The organism is Polynucleobacter sp. IMCC 29146 (assembly GCF_021395195.1).
Taxonomy (GTDB): Bacteria; Pseudomonadota; Gammaproteobacteria; order Burkholderiales; family Burkholderiaceae; genus Polynucleobacter.
On sequence record NZ_JAJVCR010000021.1, the window covers coordinates 1 to 11251 of the forward strand.

Consider the following 11251-nt stretch of genomic DNA (forward strand, 5'->3'; position numbering starts at 1 on the left):
GACTGGATGTGGACATACAATCATGAAAGACCGAATATGGGCTTAGGGGGAATTACACCTAAGCAAAAACTAGCACTTGCAGTACCAGCCTCTACTTTTAGCTTATGTTAAAAATGGGGGGATTACCCGCCAACCTAAATTTTAATAGAGCTTTACATATGAAAAAATTTGTCTTATTGACTTTATCTACCTTCATTGCCGCTTTCCTAGTTTCTTGCAGTGGTAATGGAGATTCAGGATCATCGACATCATCTAGCACTACGGGTATATTTACTGCAACTGGCATGATGACAACTTCTCGCTCTATGCCAACGGCGAATTTATTGGCCGATGGTCGGGTACTGGTGGCGGGTGGAGTGGGACCTGCAAGTATCGCTGTTGCCTCTGCTGATCTCTATGACCCTACCTCAAGAACATTTAGCGCTACTGGATCGATGACAAATCCGCGCTACGCAGCAGCCTCTGTGCGACTTTTAGATGGGCGTATTTTTGTAGCTGGCGGTGAGGGTGTTGATGGAACTGGTATTAGTACTGTTGAAATTTATAATCCCGCATCTAGTACGTGGCAGGTAACCAGCAATATGAGTACCCCACGTGTAAACCCAACAGCAACATTACTCAATAATGGAAAGGTGTTGGTTGTAGGCGGATATTCCTACGATAGCAATTGCTGTGCTCTTGCTAGCGCTGAAGTCTACGATCCTACTACCGGAACCTTTTCTTCTACCGGATCATTGTCTACTGCACGTCGAAACGCAACAGCAACCCTACTTAATAACGGTAACGTATTAATAGCTGGTGGCTATAATGGAACCAATTTAGATGCACCAGAAATTTACGATCCTATTACTGGTAAATTTAGTGTGACTGGCTCAATGGGTACACCTCGACGCTTTCCAACGGCCAATCTTTTGTTAGATGGAAAAGTACTGATTGTTGGCGGATATGGTGAAAATAATTCTGTCCTTGCCTCTGCTAGTTTATACAATTCACAAACTGGTACTTTTTCTTATACGGGGTCAATGAACACTCCAACTGGTCGACAAACATCCACACTGTTGATTGACGGCAAGGTTTTGATTGCAGGTGGATACGATCTGACAAATGTCCTTTCTTCTGCAGAGCTTTATGATCCAATTACAGGCACCTTTTCTGTTACTGGATCTATGACAGTACCTCGCTGGCGTCATGCAGAAGCGCGTTTATTAAATGGTGATGTCTTAATAGTGGGTGGCGCAAGCGTGGGAGGAAACACCGGCGGCGCAATTGCATCGGCAGAGATTTATTCAAGAAAATAGAGCTGAGTAAGGCCAATAATATTAGTTCCGGAATCCTTTAGTCCTAGGCTCAAGTCCTCTTGGGCCCACCATAAAAACCCTCACTAGCAATAGCGGGGGTTTTATCTTTTGAGCGTTACTTTAAGTAACGCTTGACTGGCTTTTGCGCAATATGAGGCAGTTAATAGCACCTCTTTTGCAAATATATTACTAGATACCTAATATTAAAACAAAGATCGATGCCTATATTTTTGGCCATTTAATTTATTACTGCAGTAGTATTACTAACACCATATTTTTGAGGATTAAATGAACTCTCAATACGATAAACGGTTTTTGATATCCGGACTCATCATGTTGGTGCTTGGGCTTTTAGCGCCAATTTATTCGCCCTATGCATTAGCAAAAATAGGCATCTTACAGGCGCACCTAATTGGAGCATTACAAGCTTTAGTGTTCTTTTCTTTTGCTTGGATGTGGCCTCAATTATCTCTTCCAAGATTTACTAAGTCTATTGCCACGGTTTCCTTGTATATCTCGTTATGGGCTAATTGGATTGGAACTTTATTTGTCGGTATTTTTGGTGCCGGGAAAGAGCAATATATTGTCAATCAAGATCTCGTTCCAGGTGCCAAAGGCTTTTGGAATATAGCAACCCTATTATTGATAAATCTTTCTCAGTTGGCTGTATTAGCCGTAGTCTTGGCCATTATTGGTTTCTTGGGGTGGGTATGGACTGCCAAAAAAGAGCGAATCATGAATTTCATTTCATTATTACTACTTCTAGCTATTTTAATAATTAGCCTTTTTCAAACCTTCAATCCACAATATTCAAATGGCTAGAGAGGCTAAATGAAATAATTATGTGCTTTTAGTTCAAAATTATTAGAACGGTCTGCTTTACAGCGTATTGCTGGCAAAATCCTTTGGTTGTTAATTTGCATCTAAAACTGAACCCATTCTCATACTTATTTGCAGCCAACTTCAGCCCACCTTCTTTTTAATATAGTTCGCTAGTAAAAGAAAACTTGATCACGTGGATCAATTAAAGTTAGAGACCAATGGTGGGTTAGTTTTAGAGGCAAATTAATAATATGACGACTTTTATTTAAATTAAGTAATCATAGAGCCAAGCCGTAAGTTCTTTCTAACCCGTTTTTATACCAGTACTTTTGCCTATTTAATACTGGTTCAGGACTTAAATACAGCTAATTCGTGTGGTTAAGCAAAACATGGTTCAGATTGGTTTAAAGTCATCAGATGCGCCAGGGGGTATTGGGGGGTGCGTTTTTAAAGAGTTCTGAAAATTTATTACCATTTTTCGAATTGGGCCCCTCACCCAGCCCTGTGTCGTATTCACATCTGATTCTTCTTTTGGATCCTGGACAATATTAAATAGATAGGGTGTTTCTAGATGATTGGCACCAGCATTAGGCTCTACTTCCCAAACAAAATGCATTTTCCAGTCACGCCACTTTGCGGCCCTAAGTTCAGTTTTTATAAAATATACAAATCCTTCACGATTTGATTTCCCTTCCTTGCCTAGTAAAAATTGACTTTGATCGATCCCGTCAATCGGTCGATCTATCGGCATTTTTAAGTCAGCAATATGTGCTAGGGTAGGCAATAAATCTACCACATGAATAATTTCATTTGTCACTTTTCCAGCTGGAATTTTATTAGGCCAGCGAATGATGAGAGGCACTCTAAGGGCGCCCTCCATTGCGGTATGGTAGGTACCCGTCCACATGCCTGCGCTACCCCGCCAGGGCCGACGATACTCTGGCCCGTTGTCACTGGCAAAAATGAATATGGTATTTTCTGCGAGATCGTCTTGATTAATTGCATCCATTATTTGACCTACTCTTGCATCCATTTCAATTAATGAATCAGCAAAGTCGCCATAATTTGAATTACCCTCAAAATCACGGTGAGGCAGGGTTGGAAAGTGCAACTGAGTTAATGGAACATAAAGAAAGAATGGTTTTTTATTTGCATTACGGTGAATAAATTCACAACTGCGTTTTGTTAACTCGGCATCAATTTTTCGTCTCATTTCTAAATCGTATAGCTCTTTCTTTTCAGCTAGATTACCTTTTTTACCCTCCATCACGTAAGGAGCCTCAACAACGGATTGGTCATACCCAATTGAATCAAAAAACATACTTTCATTAGTAGTTCTTGGAATTCCATACCACTCATCAAAGCCTTTGTCATTAGGATATCGGCCTGCCTTATCGCCTAAATGCCATTTGCCAAACATTGCAGTCGCATATCCTGCTTCTGAAAATAGCTCTGCCATAGTTTTTTCCCAGGGGATAATCCCCTGAGGTAAGCCAGCTGGAACCGATTGAATTGCCCCAGTTCTAATGGGGTGTCGACCGGTCATGAGTGCAGATCTAGTTGGAACGCAATCGCTTTCTACATTAAAGTTGAGAAAGCGAGTGCCCTCTTGGGCAAGGGCATCAATTCTGGGAGTTGGCGCACCGCGAATTGCTCCACCGCCATAGCAACCTAGTTCGCCCCATCCAAGATTATCGGCAAGTATTAAGACAACGTTTGGTTGAGTATCTATTTTTTTCATTATAAAATTTATTAGCGATAAAGAGCAAATATTAATCGACTGGAATTTTTAGTATCTTATTTAATTCGATCCAGCGCTGTATTGAGTTTTTTAAAAATACCTCAAATTCACTTGCAGGCATAGGCCTTGCTGTTAATCCAACATCAAGTAATTTTAGTTTTATCTCGGGCTTTTCTAAAATCAATAAAATTTCTTTAGAAACTTTATTGAGAATCGCTGGGGGTAGATTTTTAGGGGCAACGACTCCCACCCACTGCGTAATAATAATATCTTTAAAACCTAATTCAGCTAAAGTTGGCACATTTGCGGCATTAGGATTTCGTTGTGCGCTAGTAAGGGCTAAAATGCGAATTCCCCCCTTCTTTTGTTGTGAAAGTAGGGGCGCAAAACCTAAAACTGCGGCAGGGGTTGTGCCCCCGGTCAGATCGATAATTGCTTGTCCGCCGCCTTTATATGGAATGTGCGTCCATTTGAAATCTGCTGATTTTGCTAACCACTCACCAATGTAATGCTGGTTTGTACCTTGGCCAGAGGTTCCATATGAAATAGTCCCTGGCTTACTTTTTGCCGCATTCAATAGGTCTGCTAATGTAAGGTAGGGCGTTTGACTTGACACTGCGATCCCAATGGGTTGATCGCCTATTAAGGCGACGCCAATTAGATCTCTCCCTAGGCGCCAACTTAAGGACTCTCTGGTGGCGCTTAGGATGGCAGAACTGTCGGAGGCAATGGCAAAGGTATAGCCATCTGGAATAGCATTAGCGGCCAGCTGCAACCCAATAGCGCCGGAAGCTCCGGGCTTATTTTCAATAACAATGGACTGATTTAAGGCTTTACCTAACTCAATCGCAATTATTCGGGTAATGATGTCATTAGTGCCGCCTGCTGCCTGCGGCACAATAATGCGAATAGGTCGATCTTTAGGCCACTCCTCAGCCCAAGAATTATTACCAGAGAGAATACTGGTAATCAAGATACAGCAAGTAACTATGTATTTTTTCACCATGTACCAGTATCGTTAATTTTCAATAGTTTAGCTTATTGATGAAAATACCCAGCCTTCGAATTGATTTTTTTTGAGCATTATTTTTAGTAGCAGATATATCTATGTTGATTTGTATACAAACCTGAGCTAATTAGCACGCTAATTAGCATCAAAATCCAGTCCAGTGTTTGTTTAATACAGTACCCTAGCCAAAGATAGCCTAATCACTTGGGTGCTTCAAGTTAAAAAAATAATGATTCAGTTTTAGATGCGAATCAACAGCGAGTGAGAGCATATATTGACTATTTTTAGGGGGACGTGCTTTATACCGCCTCATCTATTAAAATTGCTGGGTGAACGAACAGTTACTAAATCAGATTATCCTAATAGCCATCCCCATTTTCAGCATTTTTATGTTGGGCGAATTTTTTTATGGCTTAGCAATTGCTAAAAATACTTATCGGCTAAACGATACCATCAGCAGCATCAGCCAGGGACTACTAAGCCAGTCTATTTTGCTTTGCCTGGTTTTTTTTCAAATTGGGGCTTATGAATTACTCTACATATATATTGGAGCAAGATCGTTTACGCTTTTTTGGGAAAGCTGGTATGGCTGGATCATTGCATTTCTAATATATGACTTTATAGATTATTGGCTTCATCGGGTCAGCCACCAATCTGCTCTGCTTTGGGGTTCTCATGTCGTCCACCACCAAAGTCAATTATTTAACTTTTCTACTGCTTTAAGACAGGAAAGTTTTTTCCCCATTATTGCCTGCTTCTTTTTTGCAGTCATGGCGTTACTCGGAATTCCACCATATCAATTTGTTTTAATTGGCCTATTTGTATTAATTTATCAATTCTGGATGCACACTGAACATATCGGCAAATTAGGATGGTTTGATAGCGTCTTTTCTTCACCCTCGAATCATCGAGTGCATCATGCAATCAACGACGAATATATTGATAAAAATTTTGGCGCAGTTTTAATCATTTGGGACCGAATTTTTGGCACTTATCGGGAAGAAAAAAGCGCCTGTATCTATGGCACCCAAACCCCCTTAAATTCTTGGAATCCTTTATGGGCGCTTGGTTCAGTATTTATTAACCTATATAAGAAAAGTCGCAACTATTCTGGGCTGATAACGAAACTCAAAATCTTCTTTAAGGGTCCTACTTGGAGGCCCAATGACGAAGGGGTGAAGGATTCAGAGGTAGTTGCTAATGTTTTTCAAATATATAACCCACCCTTGACGGGGCTGCAGAAATGGGTTGCAGTGGTTATTTTTTCTGTGACAATTTTATTTTCTATTTATTTTTTTATCACAGTAGATCAGTACGCCTATTTCGATAAAATTATGTGCTTGATATTGGTTAGTATCGGCTTGTATTATGCAGGGTTTTTTATGGGACAAAAAAAGCAACCCACTTGAACCAAACCTCTTGTGATTATTTTTTCCTATACAAATTACTTAAATCGGTAAGCTAATGCCATAAATAGGTTGTCTTCAAATGTTCGGTTCATGACCGGGCTATTGCTAATTCCGCTTCCCATCCACTTGCGTTTGCCATAAATATTAATATACCAGTCTTCAATAATTGGCACTTCTAATAAGAAACCTAACATTAAATTATTAGTAGCAGGAGCGGTATAGCTTTGGTAGCCGATGGTGTTCGCTTGTTGGTTATTTAAACCATAGTAATAGTTTGCATATTGGCTCGACTGTCTTTCAATACCGAGTTGGGGATACAGGGTTATTTTACGAACTATTTCAAGCTCACCGAAGTAGGAAAAATCATATAAAGCCCCCTTAGATTGACTAAAGTCATGGTAAGCATTGATAAGAAATCCCCCAATTGGTGTTTCTTGGAAGGTGCCAATCCCAATGGGAATGGGGTAACGCTTAACAATAGTTGTGGTTGTGAAGGGCGATTTAACCACGAAGTTATCGAGAATTGCTTTGCCAGTTACCTCAAGGTACCCATAACCAATTTTGGCTGTTTTAATACCGAACATATCAATTCTTGCAAAAGCTCTTTTATAGTTAGCAAAAACATAGGGCGCAACAAATGTCTGCGTACCATAAGTACCAAGGTGTAAATTAGAGGTATAAGTTGCTAAACCAATGTCACCAACTAAATGATCAGGAATGTCATCATCATAGGGTTTATCTTGAGCCAAGCAAAAAAAAGAAGAGGTAAAAAAAAGAAGAAAGAAGAAGCAACGCATTAAGTAAAAATTACTTTATTTAATATCGCGGCAAGAGAGCATATGCATTACTTTGCGCTCCGAATCAATTTCAAAGCCGCATTCTACTAGGCGAGATGAGTTTTCATAGGTGCCAAAAAGAATATCCCAAATAGGTAGGCCATAATTATTAGTATGGCGATTGCGTTCATGATGAATGCGATGCATTTCAGGTCTGACAATGAAATAGCCTAGCCAATGTGGGGTAGGGGTGTTGGTATGCTCCCAGAGTTCGAAGATGCTAACCCAAAGAGATGCCCAGACTGCAGATTCAATGTTTAATCCCAGAAAAGAGTAGGCAACAACATTAATAATGAGGGCATTCGCTAAGAAATCACTGGGGTGAGCATACAGCGCAGTTAGAGCTTGAATACGATGGGTGCTATGGTGAATTTGATGAAATATTTTCCAGATTAAACTATTGTGATGTCGAAGGCGGTGCCACCAATAAACAAAAAAAGTAATGCAAACATAGGCAAAGAGGCCATTAAGCCAGGGGGGAGTTTTTAAAAATTGCGTTGAAAAATTTGGAAATATTACGATGGCGCCCAAATGAGGAACCAAAAATATACCAATTATTATTGTCAGTAGTACTCCAAGACTGCCGAAGATAAACAGCCTTATAAGCCAGGATTTATCTGGGCTATAACGATGTAATGGGCGAATTTTTTCTAAGCCAATAAAAAAACCAGTAACTGCAATAAGAGCAATGATTGACGTCTCAGAAGTTAGCACAAGCCAATTCCTTAAGTCAATTTATTGAGCTCTTGATGCGACTTTTCCACCCTTAAAAAACGCTGCAGTTCAGGAGAAATAATTTTGTTTCTAATTTTTGAATTAGACAAGATGTCATACGTTTCTTTTAAAAAAGCAATTGACTCATAAGCAACGGTTTCGCGTTCATTATCAACCGTTATCATATGATAGCTATTCCCAAGGTAAATAGATCTCTTGAGTTCAGAGCTAATTGACTGATTCAACAATTCAACGTTATTTGGATGCGCAATCTCATCATCTACCGCATGAATAGTTAATGTTGCAGCAGTAACATAAGCTAGATTTTTTTTCACATAAGAGCACAATTGATTCGCTTGATAAATATGGTTAAGCGTCATATATGACCCGCCAATTTCTGAAATCTGATGGTTTGACATCGCTTTTTTAATGTAGGCTCGAATTTGAATATTTTTAACCCCAAAGGGATCTCGTTCCTTGTATTTAAATCGCCCTCCTAAGCCAAGCCATATTCCTAATTTAGCAAAAATTCGGTACCAAGGAATGGCCCATCCGTTGTAATTTAAGGTAGTAGATAGGCACAGAATTGCATGAATATTATCTAGCCTGGAGCCAACACCGAGTGCTAAAGTTGCCCCAAGTGAAACTCCACCAAGAGAGATGGGTAGCGACTCTTTTATCTGTAAATTACTCACATAATTAACTGCCTCATTAAGCCAATCATTCCAATTACCAGCATGATCACCAAAGTTATAGCCATTAAAAGTAGGGGTTTCAACACGAAAGCCACTCTTCCTGAGGACATTAGCCAAATAGCTTAACTCGAGCGGGGAAGAAGAAAGCCCATGAAATAGTACAATTAATGGGCTAGAGCTTGGAGTGGCTGCGATTGTATTCATGTAAAGATATTTTAGGCTTTTTTGGGAAGGGTAGGCAATGCAAATAAAAAATGCCAATAATTGGTGCGCGGTGCCCAAGCGGGCTATTTACCCCGTAACCCTTCTGGCATTCTTTTTGATAACTTGGGGTTTATTTGCTTTAGGGCAAGATTTCTATAGTGAAAATCCTTATAAGTTCTACTATTTAATAGCGATCTTTTTAGCATATTCCTTTGGTTTTTTGCCTGCCTTAGTTTTTATTATTGGTGGCACCCTTTATGCTAATTATTGGTTTGTCGCCCCCTTTGGAGAATTTGAATTCAGCTTTCACGATTTGCAACAATGGGCGTTAAACTTTGCACTGGGTTTTACGTGCATATTATTGATTGAATATCTGCAACGTGAGCGGTATAAAACGAAATTACTATTATTGGTTGCAGACTCGCGCTATTTAATTTTATTGCACCGCGATAATGAGCTCATGAATGCATTGAAAAAAGAAAATAATGTCTGAAACAATGAAAATTCTGCTTCAGCAAGTGGCGGATCGCTTTGATAAAAATATCGATGATATTAGTCCAGATATGACTTTAGAGTCACTGGAGATTGATTCCCTTGGAAAAATAGAATTATTATTTGATCTAGAAGATCATTTTAAAGTGCGGATTCCGAATGAAACTATTAATCTCACCACGCTTCAAGATGTCGCAGATTTAATTGATTCTGCAAAATAAAGTGAGTGTAGATTCACAGCCCAATCGTGTGGTTATTACTGGTTTAGGTGCAGTTTCTTGTTTAGGCGTTGGTGCAGCTATTCAATTTCAAAAAGCCGCTACTTGTACGTCCGGAATAACCAGCCTTAATAAAGCACTAGCTATCCCCGTTGATTTAGCCTGTGCTGGTTTAGTCGCCAATCCACTGCCAATCCAATTGGATGCTTCATCACAAGGCATGTTCGATCGTGTGGCGCAGTTATCTTGGAGTGCGGCAAGAGAAGCGCTTGAACATTCTGGGCTAAAGGATCTGCCCGAGAAAACATTAGATCGTTGCGGAATTTTTTGGGGCACTGGTTTTGGGGGCGCAAATACGGTTGAAAGTGCCTTCGAGGATATTTTTATCAAACAGAAGGAGCGTGTTAGACCTTTTACTGTTATTGGTGTAATGGCGAATGGTTCAGCGGCATTAATTTCATTGAAGACGGGTTTTAAAGGCCCTTCAATGACTTATGCCACAGCATGTGCTTCCTCAGCGCATGCGATCGGCGAGGCTTATCGTAGCATCAAACATGGTTACTGTGATCGCGCAATTGCAGGCGGTGCAGAGAGTCTATTTACTGCAGCGTCGATTAAGTCTTGGGAGGCGTTGAAAACACTTGCCACTCCTGATCTCGAAAATATTGCCAATTCTTGCAAACCATTTTCAAAAAATCGTAGTGGCTTTGTATTGGGTGAGGGAGCTGCTGCAATTATGTTGGAATCATGGTCTAGCGCAAAAGAGCGTGGCGCTATTATCCTTGGAGAAATTATTGGCTATGGCACTTGCTCAGATTCATCACACATTACCAAGCCAGATCCTCTGGGTCAGGCTAAAGCAATGCAGCAAAGCTTAGAAGAGGCCCGCCTTAACTCTGCCGAGGTGGTTTACATTAATGCGCATGGTACTGCCACGCAAGTTGGTGATATTGCCGAGACCATTGCCCTTAAAAAAATATTTGGAGATGAGGGCGCCAAACGCCTATCGATTAGCTCAACTAAGGCCATTCATGGGCATACTCTTGGAGCCGCAGGCGCATTAGAGTTGCTGATTACTATTCAAGCAATGCAAAAAGGAATTGCTCCTGGAACCGCATTCTTGGAAATACCCGATCCTGACTGCGATCTCAATTTCTTGCCATTAAGATCCGCTGAAATACCGATTCCTTATGCAATGAGTAATTCCTTCGCCTTTGGTGGCTCAAACGTTTCACTTCTATTAGCCAGGGATGTGAATTAATTAATTTTTTTCTTAATTGGTGCGGTAATGTTATGAAACCAAAGTACCCCTAAGATAATGCCCGTTATCAAGACCTCTGCATCACTTACCAGCCCGTGAAAATTATCTGCCGCATAAGAGTTCGAGTTTAAATTAATCGCTAATTCTAAAAACACAACTGAAGCTGTAAAAATTAAGCGTGCCTTTTTTAGGGTTTGTAACAAGGGAGCATGGAGTTTATTTGCATTGATCAACAAATAGATTACTGAACAGAAATTGATAGACCAGAAAAGATAGATAAAAAAAGTTAAATTGAAAGGTGCGCTTAAGTAGTAAAGCGTAGAAACTAGAATCTGTAAAGAAAGTAAAAATTTAGTCACTTGAGTTAATTGTTTATTTAAACGATAACTGTACTCCTTTTATTATAGATTTTCAGCGCCGGCTAAGGGGGTGTACTAAATTTTGTGTAAACGGTCTAATAATGGGTAAAAGCCCACTCCATAGGAGTAATGATGATGACCGAAGCAGCAAAACGAGCAGTACCCCAAGAACTCATTGATAGCCTGCTGGCAG

General features: G+C 40.1%; 12 protein-coding genes. 6 read left to right on the plus strand and 6 right to left on the minus strand.

Features of this window, described 5'->3' with window-relative positions:
- The first annotated feature begins 158 nt into the window (after window positions 1–158).
- Both LZT22_RS12405 and LZT22_RS12410 read left to right on the plus strand, forming a co-directional pair.
- Window positions 159–1298 (plus strand): kelch repeat-containing protein, encoded by a 1140-nt coding sequence (locus LZT22_RS12405; RefSeq protein WP_233925615.1) that lies wholly within the window; start codon window positions 159–161, stop codon window positions 1296–1298.
- A gap of 288 nt (window positions 1299–1586) precedes the next feature.
- Entirely contained in the window at window positions 1587–2120 is a 534-nt protein-coding gene (locus LZT22_RS12410) for a hypothetical protein (protein ID WP_233925616.1), read from the plus strand.
- 394 nt (window positions 2121–2514) lie between these two features.
- Here LZT22_RS12410 and LZT22_RS12415 read toward each other — a convergent pair whose 3' ends face one another.
- Window positions 2515–3861 carry an arylsulfatase gene (locus LZT22_RS12415; protein ID WP_233925617.1) on the minus strand — a complete coding sequence of 449 codons (1347 nt, stop codon included), beginning with the start codon at window positions 3859–3861 and terminating at the stop codon, window positions 2515–2517.
- Between the two features lie 31 nt (window positions 3862–3892).
- The gene (locus tag LZT22_RS12420) at window positions 3893–4864 is read right to left on the minus strand and encodes a tripartite tricarboxylate transporter substrate binding protein (protein WP_233925618.1); all 972 of its coding nucleotides are present in this window, start codon (window positions 4862–4864) and stop codon (window positions 3893–3895) included.
- A gap of 335 nt (window positions 4865–5199) precedes the next feature.
- On the opposite strand from LZT22_RS12420, the gene LZT22_RS12425 reads away from it, so the two are divergent.
- A complete protein-coding gene (locus tag LZT22_RS12425) occupies window positions 5200–6279 on the plus strand; it encodes a sterol desaturase family protein (RefSeq protein WP_233925619.1) in 1080 nt (359 codons plus the stop codon).
- Between the two features lie 35 nt (window positions 6280–6314).
- Here LZT22_RS12425 and LZT22_RS12430 read toward each other — a convergent pair whose 3' ends face one another.
- The 3 genes from LZT22_RS12430 to LZT22_RS12440 form a co-directional block, all read right to left on the minus strand.
- Window positions 6315–7028 carry a MipA/OmpV family protein gene (locus LZT22_RS12430; RefSeq protein ID WP_233925620.1) on the minus strand — a complete coding sequence of 238 codons (714 nt, stop codon included), beginning with the start codon at window positions 7026–7028 and terminating at the stop codon, window positions 6315–6317.
- 63 nt (window positions 7029–7091) lie between these two features.
- On the minus strand, window positions 7092–7829 hold the full coding sequence (locus tag LZT22_RS12435; RefSeq protein WP_233925621.1) for a sterol desaturase family protein: 738 nt from the start codon (window positions 7827–7829) through the stop codon (window positions 7092–7094).
- Window positions 7830–7840: 11 nt separating this feature from the next.
- Entirely contained in the window at window positions 7841–8728 is an 888-nt protein-coding gene (locus LZT22_RS12440) for a carboxylesterase (RefSeq protein WP_233925622.1), read from the minus strand.
- Between the two features lie 37 nt (window positions 8729–8765).
- Between LZT22_RS12440 and LZT22_RS12445 the strand changes: the two genes are divergently transcribed.
- Genes LZT22_RS12445 through LZT22_RS12455 form a run of 3 tightly spaced genes read left to right on the plus strand, consistent with a single transcriptional unit; the run spans window position 8766 to window position 10699 of the window.
- Window positions 8766–9221 carry a DUF4118 domain-containing protein gene (locus LZT22_RS12445; RefSeq protein ID WP_233925623.1) on the plus strand — a complete coding sequence of 152 codons (456 nt, stop codon included), beginning with the start codon at window positions 8766–8768 and terminating at the stop codon, window positions 9219–9221.
- Window positions 9214–9441, plus strand: a complete 228-nt coding sequence (locus LZT22_RS12450) for an acyl carrier protein (RefSeq protein WP_233925624.1) — start codon at window positions 9214–9216, stop codon at window positions 9439–9441. Before LZT22_RS12445 ends, LZT22_RS12450 begins: the two co-directional genes overlap by 8 nt.
- Before the next feature lies 1 nt (window position 9442).
- Entirely contained in the window at window positions 9443–10699 is a 1257-nt protein-coding gene (locus tag LZT22_RS12455; protein WP_233925625.1) for a beta-ketoacyl-[acyl-carrier-protein] synthase family protein, read from the plus strand.
- Here LZT22_RS12455 and LZT22_RS12460 read toward each other — a convergent pair.
- A complete protein-coding gene (locus LZT22_RS12460; protein WP_233925626.1) occupies window positions 10696–10935 on the minus strand; it encodes a hypothetical protein in 240 nt (79 codons plus the stop codon). The two genes, LZT22_RS12455 and LZT22_RS12460, sit on opposite strands and share 4 nt — an antisense overlap.
- Window positions 10936–11251 lie beyond the last annotated feature (316 nt).

What these genes read in the sequence shown, in the direction of transcription:
- LZT22_RS12405 (WP_233925615.1), top strand. Translation starts at nt 159, where the DNA reads ATGAAAAAATTTGTCTTATTGACTTTATCTACCTTCATTGCCGCTTTC.
- LZT22_RS12410 (WP_233925616.1), top strand. Translation starts at nt 1,587, where the DNA reads ATGAACTCTCAATACGATAAACGGTTTTTGATATCCGGACTCATCATG.
- LZT22_RS12415 (WP_233925617.1), bottom strand. Translation starts at nt 3,861, where the DNA reads ATGAAAAAAATAGATACTCAACCAAACGTTGTCTTAATACTTGCCGAT.
- LZT22_RS12440 (WP_233925622.1), bottom strand. Translation starts at nt 8,728, where the DNA reads ATGAATACAATCGCAGCCACTCCAAGCTCTAGCCCATTAATTGTACTA.
- LZT22_RS12445 (WP_233925623.1), top strand. Translation starts at nt 8,766, where the DNA reads ATGCAAATAAAAAATGCCAATAATTGGTGCGCGGTGCCCAAGCGGGCT.
- LZT22_RS12450 (WP_233925624.1), top strand. Translation starts at nt 9,214, where the DNA reads ATGTCTGAAACAATGAAAATTCTGCTTCAGCAAGTGGCGGATCGCTTT.